The sequence below is a fragment of the Tenacibaculum ovolyticum DSM 18103 genome, from assembly GCF_000430545.1.
Taxonomy (GTDB): domain Bacteria; phylum Bacteroidota; class Bacteroidia; order Flavobacteriales; family Flavobacteriaceae; genus Polaribacter; species Polaribacter ovolyticus.
On sequence record NZ_KE387163.1, the window covers coordinates 478,746 to 498,480 of the forward strand.

At 30.3% G+C, this 19,735-nt stretch carries 16 protein-coding genes; 7 read left to right on the forward strand and 9 right to left on the reverse strand.

Annotated features, from left to right (window positions below; translation table 11 throughout):
* Positions 1-23: 23 nt before the first annotated feature.
* From H518_RS0112175 to H518_RS0112210, 6 genes are all read right to left on the reverse strand, one after another.
* Positions 24-1,886, reverse strand: a complete 1,863-nt coding sequence (locus tag H518_RS0112175) for an Ig-like domain-containing protein (protein WP_081411186.1) — start codon at positions 1,884-1,886, stop codon at positions 24-26.
* 421 nt (positions 1,887-2,307) lie between these two features.
* Positions 2,308-4,302, reverse strand: a complete 1,995-nt coding sequence (gene ligA / locus H518_RS0112190; RefSeq protein ID WP_028889318.1) for an NAD-dependent DNA ligase LigA — start codon at positions 4,300-4,302, stop codon at positions 2,308-2,310.
* A gap of 22 nt (positions 4,303-4,324) precedes the next feature.
* Positions 4,325-4,891, reverse strand: coding sequence for a DinB family protein (locus H518_RS0112195; protein WP_028889319.1), 567 nt, complete (start codon positions 4,889-4,891; stop codon positions 4,325-4,327).
* A gap of 122 nt (positions 4,892-5,013) precedes the next feature.
* Positions 5,014-5,388, reverse strand: coding sequence for a hypothetical protein (locus tag H518_RS0112200; RefSeq protein ID WP_028889320.1), 375 nt, complete (start codon positions 5,386-5,388; stop codon positions 5,014-5,016).
* Positions 5,389-5,484: 96 nt separating this feature from the next.
* The gene (locus H518_RS0112205) at positions 5,485-6,927 is read right to left on the reverse strand and encodes a glyceraldehyde-3-phosphate dehydrogenase (protein WP_028889321.1); all 1,443 of its coding nucleotides are present in this window, start codon (positions 6,925-6,927) and stop codon (positions 5,485-5,487) included.
* Between the two features lie 188 nt (positions 6,928-7,115).
* Positions 7,116-8,495 (reverse strand): trypsin-like peptidase domain-containing protein, encoded by a 1,380-nt coding sequence (locus tag H518_RS0112210; protein WP_028889322.1) that lies wholly within the window; start codon positions 8,493-8,495, stop codon positions 7,116-7,118.
* A gap of 133 nt (positions 8,496-8,628) precedes the next feature.
* On the opposite strand from H518_RS0112210, the gene dapF reads away from it, so the two are divergent.
* From dapF to H518_RS0112230, 4 genes are all read left to right on the forward strand, one after another.
* A complete protein-coding gene (gene dapF / locus H518_RS0112215) occupies positions 8,629-9,402 on the forward strand; it encodes a diaminopimelate epimerase (RefSeq protein ID WP_028889323.1) in 774 nt (257 codons plus the stop codon).
* Positions 9,402-9,926: a GNAT family N-acetyltransferase gene (locus H518_RS0112220; RefSeq protein ID WP_028889324.1), complete on the forward strand. Its 525-nt coding sequence runs from the start codon at positions 9,402-9,404 to the stop codon at positions 9,924-9,926. Before dapF ends, H518_RS0112220 begins: the two co-directional genes overlap by 1 nt.
* Positions 9,919-10,947 (forward strand): endolytic transglycosylase MltG, encoded by a 1,029-nt coding sequence (gene mltG / locus H518_RS0112225; protein ID WP_028889325.1) that lies wholly within the window; start codon positions 9,919-9,921, stop codon positions 10,945-10,947. Before H518_RS0112220 ends, mltG begins: the two co-directional genes overlap by 8 nt.
* Positions 10,948-11,355: 408 nt before the next feature.
* Complete coding sequence (locus tag H518_RS0112230) at positions 11,356-11,967, forward strand: hypothetical protein (protein WP_028889326.1); 612 nt, start codon at positions 11,356-11,358, stop codon at positions 11,965-11,967.
* Positions 11,968-12,022: 55 nt separating this feature from the next.
* Here H518_RS0112230 and H518_RS21135 read toward each other — a convergent pair whose 3' ends face one another.
* From H518_RS21135 to dnaA, 3 genes are read right to left on the reverse strand one after another with little or no spacing between them, the layout of a single operon-like run.
* Positions 12,023-12,730 (reverse strand): SAM-dependent methyltransferase, encoded by a 708-nt coding sequence (locus tag H518_RS21135; RefSeq protein ID WP_028889327.1) that lies wholly within the window; start codon positions 12,728-12,730, stop codon positions 12,023-12,025.
* Positions 12,731-13,186 carry a low molecular weight protein-tyrosine-phosphatase gene (locus H518_RS21140; protein ID WP_028889328.1) on the reverse strand — a complete coding sequence of 152 codons (456 nt, stop codon included), beginning with the start codon at positions 13,184-13,186 and terminating at the stop codon, positions 12,731-12,733.
* Between the two features lie 2 nt (positions 13,187-13,188).
* The gene (gene dnaA / locus H518_RS0112245; RefSeq protein WP_028889329.1) at positions 13,189-14,613 is read right to left on the reverse strand and encodes a chromosomal replication initiator protein DnaA; all 1,425 of its coding nucleotides are present in this window, start codon (positions 14,611-14,613) and stop codon (positions 13,189-13,191) included.
* Positions 14,614-15,205: 592 nt separating this feature from the next.
* Here dnaA and H518_RS0112250 point away from each other — a divergent pair.
* The 3 genes from H518_RS0112250 (at position 15,206) to secA (ending at position 19,573) form a co-directional block, all read left to right on the forward strand.
* Entirely contained in the window at positions 15,206-15,778 is a 573-nt protein-coding gene (locus H518_RS0112250) for a cob(I)yrinic acid a,c-diamide adenosyltransferase (RefSeq protein ID WP_028889330.1), read from the forward strand.
* Between the two features lie 102 nt (positions 15,779-15,880).
* A complete protein-coding gene (locus H518_RS0112255) occupies positions 15,881-16,102 on the forward strand; it encodes a DUF2795 domain-containing protein (protein WP_028889331.1) in 222 nt (73 codons plus the stop codon).
* A gap of 120 nt (positions 16,103-16,222) precedes the next feature.
* A complete protein-coding gene (gene secA, locus H518_RS0112260; RefSeq protein WP_028889332.1) occupies positions 16,223-19,573 on the forward strand; it encodes a preprotein translocase subunit SecA in 3,351 nt (1,116 codons plus the stop codon).
* Positions 19,574-19,735 lie beyond the last annotated feature (162 nt).

Below are 19,735 nucleotides of genomic sequence, written 5' to 3' on the forward strand. Positions count from 1 at the left end.
CTAATAGAATATAAAACTCCTTTTTACTTACAAGGGCCGATCGTTTTCCACCAGTGCTCTCCGCTACCTGGAGTTATCCAAATAGGACCTGTTTGTGCTTCATATATAGTATTGTTATACACAACTCTATCTCCTGTATTATATGTTACAGGGTATACTTTCCATCCTGAAATACCAACACATGAAGAACCTCCAGCTCCTCCTGTAGATACATCAACAGTTATGGTAATTGCAGCTGAAGTTGTATTTGCTCCATCATTGTCAGTTGCTAATGCTGTTACAGTATAATTCCCTTCCACTACATTTAACCAACTAAAAGCATACGGACTTGTAGTATCTTCTCCTAATTTAGTACTTCCTGCAAAAAACTCTACTTTAGCAACATTACCGTCACTATCTGATGCTGCTGCTGATAACAATACAGTATCTCCTTCGTTTACCGAAGTATTATTAGAAGGTGCTGTTAAAGCTACTGAAGGTGCCACATTAGTAGTTCCACCACCTGTACCGTCTCCACAATCTTGAAGATACTCCCAAGGCTGTCCACTTTCTGTATTCTCAGAAGGAACATCTCCTTTTGTCCACCATTTAGCTTTATAAAGTTTATTTTGATACGAAGCCTCTTGCCCTTCTGTATATGCTTTTGATATCAACCATTGAGCAGCACTACATCCATTACCTCCAGTATTACCACCGCCTGTATAAGGAGACCTAGGATAATTTTCAGCATTTGCAATAGCTTGTGATTGAGAAACTCCACCAAGTACCTGACTTGCTGTATATAAATATCCGTAAGCTGAAGAATTATTTGCACCTAATAGTAATTGCCATATCATTACACCATCATTGTTGCTATTACTTGCAGCAATATGCCCAGAAAGATCTGCCATATTTTGATAAGTATAAGTATAATATGGCCCCCAAGGTTCATTAGGAAAATGTGTCCCTGCTGCAATAGAGAATCCATATATGTTTGCATAATACTTATATGAATCATACATTATTTTTCTATTACTTGCTGCTCCTGTATTATATCCTTGATAAGCTATTAAATCTATTTTATCTCCAACTGCTTTCATTACCGGAATCATATGACCTGTAGTTGCAAAACCATATAAACTAATAGCTTCATTAGGTGAAATTGCATTATATAGCCCTGCATCTGACTCGCCTGTAACCGTGTTTCTTTTACTATAAGCAAAAGGAGAAGTAGAATCATCATTATTTAATCCTCCTAAAGCACCAACTCCGGCTGGTGCACAGGCTAATAAATATTCACCCTTAGGCATAATTGCTCTAGAGTTTATAAAAAAATCTTTAAATCGTTGTACATTAATTGGGCTACCTATTGTTGCAAAACTTCCGTTAGGCTCAAAGTCCCAATCAATCCCTTCAAACCCCATATCATCCACCAAATCTTTAATTTGTTGGTAATTGATATTATAAGCAGCATCTGAGCCCCAATAAGTTTCTCCTCCTATTGATAGAATTACTTTTGTTCCTTTAGATTTTAAAGCTGCTACAGATTCTTTTAAAATATCTCCTTCATAAGGAGTTTGAATTCCTGTACCAGTAATATCAAGAGATCCTTTTTGATATGTTAAATTAGGCTTTGCAAATGCTAAAAAAACATGAGTTACGTGTTCTGGAATATCTCTTAATTTTGTACCTCCATTTGCGGCTGGAAAACTCTCTGACCATGAAGGAAAATAACCAAGAATAACAGGTTTTGTAAGCGTTGTAGCTCTTGCTCTCATGACTGAGTTCCCTGTAGATTTTACTGATTCTGAAGCTAAATTTTTATCAACAAAATTTTCGTTGCTACTACAGGAAAAAAACATAGTAAATATTATAGTTAAAACTGTAATGCTTTTTAATAATTTCATAATGTATAGATTTTTGGGGGTTACGTAGTTTTTTCTATAGACGTTATGTTTTTTAATAAAATTATTATAATAAAAATTATTTTGACTTATGATAAAAGCTATAATCGCTTTAACTATTTATTTATACAAGTTTTTACTATTTGTCCTTTTAAAAAAAATAAATCTACAAACAGTAACAAAAAAGCCATGAACAACACTTTATCACATAAAACAACTTTTGTTAACAAACCATAATTACATTTTTTTAATTCATTAACATAACTATATATAATTTACAGTAGATTAAACAACCCAAATAAAAACCTTAAGTATGATAACAAATAATATCGTTAGTTATTTCATTATGAATATTAAAAAAATAGAGCATTCATTAATGAATGCTCTATTATATATCAAAATACTTAACAAATGTATTAATGAACTATAACATATCAATAAAATTTTGCTCTGTAATTATTGGAATTTCTAAACTTTCAGCTTTCTCTAGCTTACTTGGCCCCATGTTATCTCCTGCAACAATAAAACTTGTTTTTTTAGATATTGATGAACTAACTTTTCCGCCATTATCTTCAATAGCTTTCTTTAATTCATTTCTACTCATTTGATGAAAAACTCCTGAAACCACAAATACCTTTCCCGTAAGCTTATCTGTTTGACCTTCTAAACTTTCTGCAGAAACTTCTAATTGTACTCCGTGTGATTTTAATCGACTTACTAACTGAATATTTCCTAAATCATTAGAGAAATCGATAATACTTTGAGCAATCCTACCTCCTATTTCATCTACTGAAATTAACGTTTCTAAATCGGCAGTCATCAAGTTATCTATAGATTTAAAATGCTTTGCCAATTTTTTTGCCACTGTTTCTCCAACAAAACGAATTCCTAGAGCAAACAATACTTTTTCAAACGGAATTTCTTTTGATTTTTTTATTCCTACAACCATATTTTTAGCTGATTTCTCTGCCATTCGTTCTAACGGAATCACTTGTTCTACTGTTAAATCATATAAATCAGCATAATTTTGAATCAGACCTTCTTTTCTTAATAAGTCAACAGTTTCTCCTCCTAACCCATCAATATCCATCGCTTTTCGACTGATATAATGTTGAATTCTACCAGTTATTTGTGGAGCACAACCAAATTCATTAGGGCAATAATGTTTTGCATCACCTTCACTTCTTACCAATTCTGTATTACATTCAGGGCAATTAGTTGCATATATTGTAGGTTTAGAATTATTAGGTCTTTTAGAAAAATCAACCGCAATGATTTTCGGAATAATCTCTCCTCCTTTTTCTACAAAAACGGTATCGTTTATACGAATATCTAATTTTTCAATTTGATCAGCATTGTGTAATGAAGCTCTTTTTACAACAGTTCCTGCTAATTGCACTGGGGCTAAATTAGCAACAGGCGTTATCGCTCCTGTTCGTCCTACTTGATATGTTATTTCATGCAATACGGTTGAAACCTGTTCTGCTTTAAACTTATAAGCTATTGCCCAACGTGGTGATTTTGATGTATAACCAATCTCTTCTTGTTGCTGTAAGTTGTTTACTTTAACTACAACTCCATCTGTCTCGTAAGGTAAATCATGTCGTTTAGCATCCCAGTGGTTTACAAAATCAAAAACTTCATCAATCGATTTTGCCAATGCAATTGTTTCAGGTACTTTAAACCCTACTCTTCTTGCAGTTTCTAAATTCTCAAAATGTGTTTTATATTTACGTTCTTCCGTAACTACTTGATACAATAAACAATCTAATGGTCGTTTTGCTACTTCTGCACTATCCTGTAATTTTAAACTACCGCTTGCTGTATTCCTAGGATTCTTATATTCTTCTTCTCCATTCGCTACACGCTCTTCATTCATTTTATTAAATCCAGCGAGTGGTAAAATAATTTCTCCTCGCATCTCAAAATCACTTACGAAGTCCGATTTTAAACTTAATGGAATTGAACGAATTGTTTTAATATTTGTAGTTACATTATCGCCTTGAAAACCATCTCCACGAGTAACTGCTTTTACAAACTGTCCTTTCTCAAATGTTAAATTGATAGATGCTCCGTCATATTTTAACTCACATGTATATTCAATATCATCAGAACCTAACATTTTTTGAATACGTTTTTCCCAATCTAATAAATCATCTTTAGAATAAGAATTATCTAAAGAGTACATTCTATTTTTATGAACAACTGTTTCAAAATTTTTAGTAACTCCACCTCCAACTCTTTGTGTTGGTGAATTTGCGTCAAAAAAATGTGGATTTTCGGCTTCTAATTGCTCTAACTCTTTCAGCTTAATATCAAAATCGTAATCTGAAATAGTTGCATTATCTAACACATAATAGTTGTGATTATGTATTCTTAATTCATCGCGAAGCGATTGTATTTTTTGTTGAATTTTCATTAAAAATAGTAACTCTAATAAATTATTTTTTCTTCACTGTTCCGGTTAAAAAGCTAACTCCTTTAGGTAATGGATTTCCTGAAGAACGACGGAAAGAGACTATTTGACCAACATGCCAAGTAGCATCTGCAATTGGTCCGTTTATAGCATTCCAAAAAGGAAATTCTTTTTCTCCAAAGATTATTTTGTACTGCGATAAGTCTTTACTTAACTTTAAAATATCACTTGCTTTTTTTAAATTTTCTAATGTTTTTTTACGCTTTTCGGTAAATGTCATTTCTGGTTGCTTATCTCCATTAGGCTTATTCAATACTGCATTTAAAGTTACTTGAGACAAATCTAGAATATGATTTATGGTTTCTATAGTTGTTCTTGCATCATTATTAGGCTTAAAATCTAAATCTTTCTCTATTAAACCTTCTGTTGCCCAATAGTAACGGAAACCTAAACCATCTACCATTCTGCTCGCTACTGTACCTGCTGTAAATTCTGCTGAAGCTTCAGGAATCTCATAATATGGTAATTTCGATTGAGAACTTGCTGTTGCCATTAATAACACTGTTAAAAGTGAGGAAAAAAGTAATTTCATTTTTAAAAATTTTACGCTAAATTAAGGAAAAAAATCAGGTATAAATAGTGTAGTACTTGGCTTTTTTCAACAAAAAAACCGAAGCGAAAGCTTCGGTTTAAACACAATATACATCTATTATGTTATTTTTTTAATTTCATTGTATAAACAACATCTCCTTCGGTAGCTGAGAATAAAAGCTCTTTATCATTTAGCAGTTCAACTTTTAAGCCATTTGCTAAACTTTCATCTCCTTCAAACTTAATTACCTTAGTTAATTCTTCAAACTTCCAAACACCTTGCTTTTCGTTATTATTCATAACAACTTGGTATTTACCATCTGAATGAAAAACCATCCAACTAGCATCTTCTGAATAGCTTTGAATTTCTTCACCAATTTGAACTGACTCTACAAGCCATTTACCTGATGTTAAAAAATTTAATTCGTTAATTTCTTGGGAAAAAGATATTGATGTTACACTAAGTAACAATAAAAGTATAGGGAATACTTTTTTCATATTTTAGGGGCGTTAGGGGATTAAATATGTTCCGAATATAATAAAAAAAGCTGAAATAAAAAATATCTCAGCTTCTTTCTTGTTTATTAATTTAGTTTAATAATAAGTATAACGACGTACTTTAGCAATATGTTTTGCTAAACGCATAACTTGATGAGAATATCCATATTCATTATCATACCAAACATACACTACAATAGTATCTCCATCTGCAATAGTTGCTTTACTATCAAAAATTGATGGAGCTGTTGTACCTACAATATCAGAAGATACTAATTCATTATTTACTGAATATTGAATTTGCTCTACTAAATCACCTTCTAAAGCATATTGCTTCATTATAGCGTTTACTGCTTCTACGGTAGTAGTAGAATTTAACTGTAAATTTAAAATAGCTAATGATCCATTTGGTACTGGTACTCTAATAGCATTAGATGTTAATTTACCTTCTAAAGCTGGCAATGCTTTTGCAACTGCTTTACCTGCTCCTGTTTCGGTAATTACCATATTTAAAGCTGCTGCTCTACCTCTACGATACTTTTTATGCATGTTATCTACTAAATTTTGATCATTAGTATATGCATGAATAGTTTCTAAGTGTCCTTTTTTTATACCGAAATTGTCTTCTAATACTTTTAACACCGGTGTAATTGCATTCGTTGTACATGAAGCTGCAGAAAATACATCTATATTATCAGGGTTATTTTCTGAATGATTTACTCCGTGTACAATATTTGGCACTCCTGATCCTGGGGCAGTTAATAAAACTTTGCTTGCTCCCTTTGGCACTAAATGACGACTTAATGCTTCTTTATCTTTAAAAGCACCTGTGTTATCAATAATTAACGCATCATTAATTCCGTAAGCAGTATAATCAATATCTTCTGGTTTTCCAGCAGAAATAATATATACTGTAGTTCCATTTATAATTAATGCATTGTTATCAGCATCCACCTGAACAGTTCCTAAAAAGTCACCATGAACAGAATCAATACTTAATAATGATGCTCTTTTTTCTAATACTGCTTCATTAATTTCTCCACGAGTAACTACAGCTCTTAATCTTAATTGAGAACCTTTACCCATTTTACTCATTAACTCACGTGCTAATAAACGACCTATACGACCAAAACCATATAAAACAACATCTTTTGGCTGAATACCTTCTGCTTGAGTAGCGTCTTTTAATTGATTCTTTACAAAAGTCAATTTATCTACAGTAACATCATCTTGTAATTGATATTCGTATGCTAATTTACCTATATCTAATTTTGATGCAGGTAAATCAATTGATTGTATTGCCTTTGCTATTTCTAAAGCATCGTTAATTAAGATTGGCTTAGCGACAAATTCTTTCGAATAATCAATTAAATTTAAAACCTCACTAGCTCTTTTGTCGACTAATTGATTTCTAAATAAAACTAACTCTATTGATTTATCGTACCATAAATCATTAACGATATTAATAAATTCAACCGTAGCTCTTCGAACTTGGGCTTGGCTTACTACTTCTTTTTCGTAATTTGTTATTGTTGACATAGTTGTGTGTTAACTAAATTTTAAAAAATTTGCTGCAAAAATAAGTATTTCAAACGGTTTCGTAAATGTTTTTACCAAAGAAAAAACTCGTTAAATTAATTTTTAACGAGTTTTTAATACTTAATAGTAAACCACCTTTATAACATTAATCATTCTATAAATTAAAATAGCAATAAAGAAATTTAATATTAAAACCTAAATCTTTCAATTTGACCTGAAGGACTTATCATTTCTAAAAGAAGTCTTCTATTAGAACCTTTATCTAATAATTCAACAGCATTTAAAGGCGAACTTATATTTTCACCATTTACTTTAGTTAAAATATAGCCTTTACCAACTTCAAACTCTTTAAAGGCTCTGTTTTCAGTTCTTTTAATCTTTGCTCCTCCTTTTATATTGAATCTTTTTTTGTCTTCAGAATTTATATTCTCAAACTCAGTTTGTAGCACGTTACTTATTGGTAATTTAATTACCTTAGTAAGCTTAACAACCTTTGTTAAAACTTCTCCATCTCTATCAATGTTTACATTTACAGATTCCCCAGGGCGTTTGGCTGTTAACTGCCCTTTTAAATCAGAATACTTCGTAATTTTAACATCATTTAATTTAATAATAACATCACCTTGTTGTAATCCTGCTTTTTTTGCACCACTGTCTTCAAAAACTTCTGCTATTTTTACACCTTGTAGTTCTTCTGTATTTTTAAAGTCTGGTTTAAATCCTATTAAAGCTTGTTGTACCGAACCATATTCTAACAAATCATCTACTACCTTTTTAGCTATATTAGATGGTACTGCAAATGAATACCCTATAAAAGAACCTGTTTTTGATGAAATAGCCGTGTTAATACCTATTAATTCACCTCTGGTATTTACTAAAGCTCCACCACTATTACCAGGATTAACTGCGGCATCTGTTTGAATAAATGCTTCTATATTCCTATTACCATCTAAATCTCTACCTTTTGCACTTACAATACCAGCAGTAACAGTAGATGTTAAATTATAAGGATTTCCTACCGCTAAAACCCATTCTCCTATTTTCGCATTATCAGAATTCCCAAACGGCAAATTCGGTAAATCTTCATCTGTTTCAACTTTTAATAAAGCAATATCGTTATCTTTATCAGCACCTACTAAAACAGCTTTTAATTTCTTCCTATTATTTAACGTAATTTCAATTTCACTCGCCCCATCTATTACATGATTATTTGTTACAATGTAACCATCTGGTGAAATTATAACTCCACTCCCTGTTCCTACCTGCTCGTATTTTCTTGTTTCATTTCTTCCAAAAAGTCGTGCATACGGATTTTGTTGTGTTCTTACAGCAGTATTTTTGACATGTACTACTGCATGTACAGTTTTATCTGCTGCTTCTGTAAAATCAGTTGGCGTAGATGATGAATTTATAACTGTTGGTGTGTAATTTGCTTTTACTGTTTGTAGTGTTGGCTCTATATTTCTCTCTACAATTACTTGAGGGCTCTCTATCATTGCTTTATATCCTGCAAGTGATATCACTCCTCCTAAAAACGCTATTCCTAATGTTCCTAATATTTTTTTCATATTCTTACAAAATTTAATATAATCAAAGATAACATTTTAACATTCTAAACAAATCTGTTTAACTTTGTTTAACTGATTTTAACCCCTTTTTAACACTCTTTATTACTCAATAAAATATGTATATTTGCTTTATATGAGTACAACTTTTTATAAATATCAAGGAACTGGAAACGATTTTATTATTATTGATAATCGTGAAAAAACCTTTCCAAAAAACAACATTCCTTTAATTACTGAATTATGTGATAGGCATTTTGGTATTGGAGCTGACGGTTTAATTCTTTTAGAAAGTGATGTTAGTACTGATTTTAAAATGATTTATTTTAATGCTGACGGCACACAAGCAATGTGTGGCAATGGTGCCAGATGTGCTGTAGCTTTTGCAAAAAAACTACATATAATTGATTCTGAAACAACGTTTACAGCTATTGATGGTGCACATTATGCAGAAATTACAAATGATCTTGTTTCGCTACACATGATTGATGTTAATGAACTTATATTAAATAACGGATATACTTTTGCTAATACAGGCACACAACATCATGTTGAAGTTGTAGATAGTTTAGATAATTACCCTGTTTTTGAAAAAGGGAAAGATATTCGATATAATATTTACGGTGAAAAAGGTAGTAATGTAAATTTTGTTGAGCAACTAAACTCAAATACTTTTAGAGTTAGAACCTACGAAAAAGGAGTAGAAAATGAAACTTTAGCTTGTGGTACTGGAGTTACTGCAGTTGCTATTGCTATGTATGCTACAAAAAAGACGACAGATACATCAATTAGCTTACCTGTAGAAGGAGGTTTATTAGAAGTTAGTTTTAATGAAAAAGATGGAAATTATACCAATATTTTCTTAAAAGGACCAGCAGTTTGTGTGTTTAAAGGAACTATAGATTTATAATGAATACTTTAAAAGGAACATCTATAAATTTAAGAGCTCTTGAACCAGAAGATTTAAAGTTTCTATTTCAAATAGAAAACAATGAATCTTTTTGGGAAGTTAGCCATACGCAAACCCCTTTTTCTAAATTTATTTTAAAACAATATTTAGAAAATGCACATTTAGATATTTACGAGGCTAAACAATTACGATTAGCGATAAAAGATAGTCTGTCTTCAAATACTATTGGCATGATTGATCTTTTTGATTTTAATCCACAGCATAAAAGAGCTGGTATCGGAATTTTAATTCATCCAGATTATCAACAAAAAGGATTTGCTTCTGAAGCCTTACAACTCTTAATTAATTACAGCTTTACACACCTACAACTACATCAGTTATACGCAAATATAACTGACGACAATACGAATAGCATCCGTCTTTTTACAAAGCATAAATTTAAAGAAATAGGCATTAAAAAAGATTGGATTTTAACTAACAGAATTTATAAAAACGAAATTTTATTTCAACTAATCAATGAATAAAAAAATAATATACGGCATTGTTGCCATAGTAGTTTTAATTGGAGGAATTATTGGTTTTAATTTTTATCAAAAGATTTTTAGTAAAGCTGTCACTAAAAATGGTGCTATCTACATAAAATCTAACGATACATTTGATAATTTAAAAACACAACTTTCTAATTATATTGATAGCCCTGAAAATTTTATTTGGGTAGCTGAAAAGAAAAAATTTACAAAACCGAAAGGAGGTAAATATCTACTTAAAAAAGACATGAGTTTAAACGATGTCGTAAATTTACTTAGAAGTGGGAATCAAACACCTATAAAATTATCTTTTAATAATCAAGACTCTCTAGAGAAATTAGCAGGAAGAATTTCACAACAAATTGAAACTGATTCAATTTCTTTATTAAAAGTAATGTCAGATAAATCTTTTCTTGCAAAAAACAATTTTAATGAAAAAACTGCTTTAGGAATGTATATTCCGAATAGTTATGAATTTTATTGGAATACTTCTGCTGAAAAATTCCGTAATAAGATATTACGTGAATACAACCGCTTTTGGAATACAGCTAGATTAGAAAAAGCTAAGAAGCTAAATTTATCTAAAAAAGAAGTTATTACATTAGCTTCTATAGTTCAAAAAGAAACAGCTCAAAAAAGTGAGCGACCAATTGTAGCTGGGCTATACTTAAACAGATTAAGAGATAACTGGCCACTACAAGCTGACCCAACTGTTATTTATGCTATTAAAGAGCTTAAAGGACAAGATTTTGTTGTTAAACGTGTTTTAAATAAAGACCTTAAAATTCAATCTCTTTACAATACTTACCAAAACACAGGCTTACCACCATCATTAATATCAATGCCTGATGTTTCATCTATAGATGCTGTTTTAAATTATAAAAAACACAATTATTACTATATGTGTGCTAGCGTTGAAAAAATTGGATTTCATGATTTTGCAAATTCTTTAGCACAACACAATAGAAATGCTGCTAAATACCAAAGATGGATTACAGAACGCGGTATAAATAGATAATTTATTGTTTAAAATTAATACTCATATGGTTTACCTCTTTTTATTATTTTTAATAGTATAAAACGTAATCAATATTATTTAAATCTTAAGCATCATTAATTAACTTACATAATAAGTTAGCTAATGATGCTTTTTAGTTAAAAAAGCATCATTAAAATAAGATTAGTTATCCAATTATCTTTAAACACCTATAAAACAGAACTTAATAAGATTAATTACCCTTCTTAAATAAATATTAACAAATATTTAATTCACATAAAAAAAACTAAAAAAAAATCAAATAAATAAAACAAACACCAATAAAATAAATTAATAACAATCAAATTAAGAAATAACAACAATATCAACAATTACATCAAATCAATACAATACTAGCTATTCGTATTTTAATATATAATTGTCTTATATTTGCACCCGCAAAACAGAAAGCAACTAATTATCAAGTATTTAAGTTTTATATTAATCGGATTTATAACACTTACTAGCTTTAAAACGCTAAGTGTTAAAACAGATAAAAATATCACTACACCAACAGCATATTTTGCTAAAAACGTTAACATTCCTTTTTTACTAAAAGATTTTGTAGGATTTAAAGAAGCTTTAGCTTTTAAAGAATCTCAAGGTAAATACCGCGTAGTAAATAAACTAGGCTATTTAGGTAAATACCAATTTGGAAAAGAAACTTTAAAAAGATTTAGAATTTACAACACTACTTATTTCCTTAAAACTCCAGAACTACAAGAAAAGGCTTTCATAGCTTATTGTAAAGTAAATAAATGGATTTTAAGAAAAGATATAAAACGAAGCGTAGGAAAAACCATTAATGGTACTAAAATTACTGAATCTGGTATTTTAGCTGCAGCTCATTTAAGTGGTGCCGGAAATGTTAAGAAATATTTACGATCAAACGGAACTTTAAAATTTAATGATGCTTTTGGTACTTCTATAAAATCTTATATGAAAAAATTTGCAGGTTATGACGTATCTAATATAAGCGGTAATAAAAGTCCTCAAATTTAAAATATCAAATTATATTTTAAATAAAAAAAGACAGCTTAATTAAGCTGTCTTTTTTTTATGATTTATGTAGTATAAAAATAGTTGGACGTTTATGTAAATCTGTTTTTATATTTTTCCATTCCTTTATGGTAAATGTTTTTATATATTCAGACGGAAGTGTTATATCACAAGCTACACAAACTCTCGTATCTGGAGATAAAGTAGCACGTAAATCATCTAGCATTTTCTCGTTTCGATACGGTGTCTCTATAAATATTTGAGATTGATTTTTATCTCTCGAAATTTTTTCTAATTCTTTAATTGCTCTTTTCCTATCAGATTTATCAATAGGTAGATACCCATTAAAAGCAAAATTTTGACCATTCATACCTGATCCCATCATTGCCATTAAAATTGAAGATGGCCCTACTAAAGGTACAACTTGAATTCCTTTTTCATGTGCCAACTTTACAATACTCGCCCCAGGATCTGCAACCGCAGGAACACCTGCTTCTGACAACAAACCAATTGAAACTCCTTTATCGCATGTATCTAAGTAATTTTGAATTTCAATATCATTAGAATACTTATCTAACAACAATAATTCTAAAGATGGTTGTGCTTTATTAGGTGTAATTCTTTTTATAAATCTTCTTGCTGATTTCTCATTTTCTACAATAAAAAAATCAAGATGCTCAATTACTTTTTTAACAGATATAGGCATTACCTCTAAAGGTTCAGTATCCCCTAATGTTGTTGGTATTAAGTATAATTTACCTTTCATTTAGTTTTCTAATTTTGATGCTATATTCTCACAAGCTTCATCTAACATTTTATATACATTCTCAAAACCTTGATCACCTCCATAATATGGATCTGGTACATTTCTATCTTCAGATGGATATAGTTCATTTAAAATAAGCTTTACTTTTGGAATATCGTTACTATCATCTATCATTGAAATGATGTTATCATAATTACTCTCATCCATAGCAAAAATTAAATCGAACTCTTTAAAATCTGATTTCACAAATTTTCTTGAGCGTTGATTTGTAATATCAACTCCATATTTTCTTGCAACAGCTATCGATCTTTTATCTGGTAACTCACCTACATGATATCCTGCAGTACCTGCAGAATCAATTTCAAAAAAATCAGCAGATAATTTAGACTGTAAAATACCTTCAGCTAATGGTGAACGACAAATATTCCCCAAACAAACCATTAGTATTTTTTTCATAATTACATCGTTAATTTCTTTGTTAAATCTTCAACATACTTCTTAAATTGCTTATCTGTTTCTGTTAAATTATCAACAGTTTTACAAGCATGTAATACCGTAGCATGATCTCTTTTACCTATTTGACTTCCAATACTTGCTAATGAAGATTTAGTCATACGTTTAGCAAAAAACATTGCTAATTGACGTGCCTGAACAATATGTCTCTTACGTGTTTTCGACTGTAAAGTAGCAACATCCATATCAAAGTATTTAGATACCACTTTTTGAATATAATCTATAGAAACTTCTCTTTTAGTATTCTTAACAAATTTATCAACGATCTCTTTTGCTAATTCAACACTAAACTCTTTTCTATTAAAAGAAGCCTGTGCAATCATAGAAATAATAACACCTTCTAATTCACGAACATTAGATTTAATATTCTTTGCTATATATTCAACTATTTCTTCTGGCATTTCAACACCATCTCTATATAGTTTATTTTGAAGTATAGAAATACGCGTTTCAAAGTCTGGAGCTTGTAGCTCTGCAGATAACCCCCATTTAAAACGAGACAACAAACGTTGTTCAATATCTTGCATATCAACAGGTGCCTTATCAGAAGTTAAAATTACCTGTTTTCCATTTTGGTGTAAATGATTAAATATATGAAAAAACACATCTTGTGTACCTGATTTACCTGATAAAAATTGAACATCATCAATAATTAACACGTCAATCATTTGGTAGAAATGAATAAAATCATTTCGTGTATTTGATTTAACTGAATCTATAAATTGCTGTGTAAATTTCTCTGAAGAAATATACAAGACTGTTTTATCTGGGTATTTATCTTTAATCTCAACTCCAATAGCATGAGATAAATGTGTTTTTCCTAAACCTACTCCTCCATATATTAATAATGGATTAAATGAAGTACCTCCAGGTTTATTAGCTACAGCCATACCTGCAGATCGAGCCAATCGATTTGCATCTCCTTCTATAAAATTCGCAAAGTTATAATTAGGGTTCAATTGAGATTCAATTTTAACCTTTTGTAAACCAGGAATAATAAAAGGATTTTTCAATTCTCTTTTAGACTCTAAAGGAATAGTTACTTTTTGAGGTTTTAGAGGTTTACGATTCGAACTTGGAATCTTAACCGTTTGCGGACTATTACTACTATACGTATTTTCCATACGTACATCATAAATTAATTTAGCGTCACTTCCTAATTCTCTAACCAAAGCAACCCTCAATAGTTTAATATAATGCTCCTCTAACCATTCGTAGAAAAATCTACTTGGTACTTGAACAGTAAGGGCTTCCCCTGCTAGTTTAATCGGTTTAATTGGCTCAAACCAAGTTTTGTATGCCTGAGGCTTAATATTATCTTTTATAAAAGACAAACATTCCTTCCATACTGAATCAGCAGTTTTAATCATGTTGGTTTAAAACAGTTTTAGTTGTTAATTTTTACTCAGTTTTTTGGGGACTCCAAATACGCTTATTTGGGTTAACAAAAATGTGAATAAAATTCAGTATAAAAAAATCAAATCACTATTGGTTTTTAATTATTATTTACGTAATGTTATTTCTATATATAGTCCATTATGCTTTTTAGAAAAAAGCATAACTCTACACTTGTTTTATATAGTTAAACAAACTAAACAAGTACTTTCTTCTCAGTAAGATATGAAAGAATAACAAAGATCACATAAAAGTAACTTATTACATAACTGAATATTACACGTAAAAATATAAACAAAATAATGCAACATTACAAGTAACTTCATTTTTATTTAATGAAATAAAAAACTGTTCATATAATAATAAAATAACCTTTATAATTTACTTTAAAAATCTCCTTCTATTAAGTTTTGTTTTAAGCATAAAAAAAGAAAATATCTCAACCAATTATTTACACAAATAACACATTTTAATGTTTATAAGTTCATTATTAAAAAAATAACAGTTAACTTAAATTATACATATAGAAAAACTAAATTTACAAAATAACTAAATCACTAAAATTTAATGAAAATATATACAAAAACTGGTGATAAAGGAACTACGGCTCTTTTTGGAGGTACACGAGTACCTAAACACCATTTACGAATAGAAAGCTACGGTACAATAGATGAGTTAAATTCATATATTGGATTAGTAAGAGATCAAAATATTGATAATATTTTAAAGTCAAAACTTTCAAAAATTCAAAGTGATTTATTTATACTTGGGGCTATGCTTGCAACTCCCCCAGAAAAGGAAACCTTAAAAAATGGTAAAGAAAGATTGAATATTCATAAAATAACAGATACTTCTATTCAGTTTTTAGAAGATGAGATTGATTTAATGAATAAGGCTTTACCTCAAATGACTCATTTTATTTTGCCAGGAGGTCATCAAACCGTGTCATTTTGTCACATAGCTCGCTGTGTATGTCGTAGAGCTGAACGTTTATCAGTAGCATTAAATGAAGAAGAACATGTAAGTGGTGTTGTTTTAATGTATTTAAACCGACTTTCTGACTACCTTTTTGTACTGGCACGAAAATTGACCCAAGACTTAAAAGCAGAGGAAGTTAAATGGATTCCTGAAAAACTGTAACATTAAGTTCTTTTTTTATTGACCCAACATTTTTAAAAAAAAACTTGCTTTTTTAAAAAAAAAAATTATTTTTGCGAAAATCTTATTTAAACAGATAAAGAAATGTATTGGACACTTGAACTAGCATCATATTTAGCAGATGCACCTTGGCCTGCAACCAAAGACGAACTAATCGATTACGCTATTCGTACAGGTGCTCCCTTAGAAGTGGTTGAAAATTTACAAGATATTGAAGATGAAGGAGACTCATACGATTCGATAATCGAAATTTGGCCAGACTATCCAACCGAAGAAGATTATCTTTGGAACGAAGACGAATATTAAACAAACACATAAAAAAAGTCTCTCTTTAGAGGCTTTTTTTTTGCTTACTTTTAAGCACTAAAACTATATATAATAAGTTGGTTAGTTAAAACTAAGCAACTACAAAACAACATATTAAAAATGAGCGTTTTAAACTCGATTATAAAACTTTTTGTTGGAGACAAACAACAAAAAGACCTAAAATCTCTACAACCTATTGTTGATAAAGTACGATCTTTTGAAAATTCATTAAGTAGTTTATCTAATGATGAGTTACGAGCTAAAACAATCGAATTTAAATCGAAAATTAAAGAGGCTACAAAAATATTTAATGATAAAATAGCTGTATTAGAAGAAGAAGTATTAACTGCTGATATTGATAGACAAGAAGATGCTTATGCTGAAATAGATGGTTTAAAAGATGAAGCTTATAAAGCTTCTGAAGCTGTTTTATTAGACATTATGGGAGAAGCTTTTGCTGTAGTTAAAGAAACTGCCAAACGTTTTACCAAAGAAGATAAATTAGAAGTTACTGCAACCTCTTTCGATAGAGAGTTATCTGCTACAAAAGAACATATTACTTTAGATAATGACAAAGCATATTGGGATAGCTCATGGGATGCTGCTGGTAAAGAAGTAACTTGGGATATGATACATTATGATGTACAACTAATCGGTGGATCTGTTTTACATAATGGTAAAATTGCCGAAATGATGACAGGTGAAGGTAAAACTTTAGTATCTACCCTACCTGTATTCTTAAACGCTTTAACAGGTAACGGTGTACATGTTGTAACTGTAAATGATTATTTAGCAAAACGTGACCGTGCGTGGATGGCTCCTGTTTTTGAATTTCATGGTTTAAGTACAGATTGTATTGACTTTCACCAACCAAATTCAGAAGAGCGTAGAAAAGCATATAATGCAGATATTACTTACGGAACAAATAACGAATTTGGTTTTGATTATTTGCGTGATAACATGGCTAGTTCTAAAGAAGATTTAGTTCAAAGAGCGCCGAATTATGCAATTATTGATGAAGTAGATTCTGTTTTAATTGATGATGCTCGTACCCCTTTAATTATTTCTGGCCCTGTACCACAAGGAGATCGCCATGAATTTAACGAATTAAAACCTTTAGTTGCAGATTTAGTATCACTTCAAAGTAAATACTTAGTAGGTGTTTTAGCTGAAGCTAAAGCATTACTAAAGGCTGGTGACGATAAAGAAGGAGGCTTTTTATTATTAAGAGTTTATAGAGGTCTTCCTAAAAACAAAGCTTTAATTAAGTTTTTATCTCAAGAAGGAATTAAACAAATTCTTCAAAAGACAGAAAACTTTTACATGCAGGATAATAATAAGTTAATGCCTGAGGTTGATGCTGAATTATGGTTTACTGTTGAAGAAAAAAATAATCAAATTGATTTAAGTGATAAAGGTATTGCTCACTTATCTGAAAAAACAGGAAACGATACATTTTTCGTTTTACCAGATATTAGTGTTATCGTTGGACGTATAGATAACAGTGAAGATGCTGCTGAAGATAAAGCAAATCAAAAAGAAGAATTATATCGTGATTTTAGTATAAAGAGCGAGCGTATTCATACAATGAATCAACTTTTAAAAGCATATACTGTTTTTGAAAAAGACGTTGAGTATGTTGTAATGGATAATAAAGTAATGATTGTTGATGAACAAACAGGTCGTATTATGGACGGTCGTCGTTATTCTGACGGATTACACCAAGCTATTGAGGCAAAAGAAGATGTAAAGATTGAGGATGCAACACAAACATTTGCAACCGTTACTTTACAAAACTACTTTAGAATGTATCGCAAGTTATCTGGTATGACAGGTACTGCAATTACTGAATCTGGTGAATTCTGGGAAATTTACAAGTTAGATGTTGTTGAAATTCCTACAAATAGACCAATACAAAGAGATGATAAAGAAGATTTAGTTTATAAAACTACTCGTGAAAAATACAACGCAGTTATTGATGATGTTGTAGAATTATCTAATCAAGGACGTCCGGTTCTTATTGGAACAACTTCTGTAGAAATATCTGAATTATTAGGTAGAATGTTACAAATGCGTAAAATCCCTCATAATATTTTAAATGCAAAATTACACAAACGTGAAGCTGATGTAGTTGCAGAAGCTGGTAAAGCAGGAATCGTAACAATTGCAACAAACATGGCTGGTCGTGGTACCGATATTAAATTATCTGACGAAGTTAAAACTTCTGGTGGTTTAGCAATTGTAGGTACTGAACGTCATGACTCTCGTCGTGTAGACCGTCAATTACGTGGTCGTGCAGGACGTCAAGGAGATGTTGGTTCTACTCAATTTTATGTAGCTTTAGACGATAATTTAATGCGTTTATTTGGTTCTGATAGAATTGCTAAGATGATGGATAGAATGGGATTAAAAGAGGGTGAAGTAATTCAACACTCTATGATTTCTAAATCTATTGAAAGAGCACAAAAGAAAGTTGAAGAAAATAACTTTGGTATTCGTAAACGTTTATTAGAATACGATGATATTATGAACGCTCAACGTGAGTTTGTTTACAAACGTCGTCGTCATGCTTTAGATGGGAAACGCTTACAAGTTGATATTGCAAATATGATTTATGATACTTGTGTTTCGATTGTAAAGCAAAATAAAATGAATAGTAATTATCAGAACTTTGAGTTCGAATTAATTCGCTTTTCATCTATGACCTCTCCTTTTTCTGAAGAAGAATTTAATAAATTAACAGAAGAAGAATTAACAGACAAACTATATGTAATTGTTTCTGATCATTATAAAAATGATACTGAAAGACACGCAGATAGTGCTTTTCCTGTAATTAAAAATGTTTATGAAAATGAAGGAGATCGTTACGAACGTATTGTAGTACCTTTTACTGATGGTGTTAAAACTCTTCAGGTTGTTACCAATTTAAAAGAAGCTTACGAATCTGAAGGAAAATCTTTAGTTAACGATTTTGAAAAGAATATTACCTTATCTATTATAGATGAGAACTGGAAAGATCATTTACGTAAAATGGATGAGTTAAAACAAACTGTTCAAAATGCAACATATGAACAAAAAGATCCATTATTAGTTTATAAATTTGAAGCTTTTGAATTATTTCAAGGAACAGTTGATAAAGTAAACAAAGAAGTTTTATCTTTCTTATTTAAAGGTCAATTACCAAGTCAAGATGCTTCACAAGTATCAGAAGCAGTTGAACAAAAAAGAGAACAGTTAGATACTCGTAAAGACGAAGTTCAAAATTCATCTCAAGAAGCAATGAGTAGAGCTCGTAATTCGCAAACACAAGAACAACAAGTTATTGAAACAGTTGTTCGTGAACAACCAAAAATTGGACGTAACGAAAAAGTTACTATTAAAAATGTTATGTCTGGTGAAGAAAAAGATGTTAAATACAAACAGGCAATTCCTTTACTAGAAAAAGGCACTTGGGTGTTGTATAACAAATAAGTCTTATTTTACAAGAATAAATAAAAAAGCTCGGTTTTAACCGAGCTTTTTTACATTAAAAAAACATTCACCTCACAATTTAATAAAACACTACCTAACAACACTTTACAATTTATTTAATTTTAAAACACATTAGAAAAGTATTTTTACTAAGATTATTTA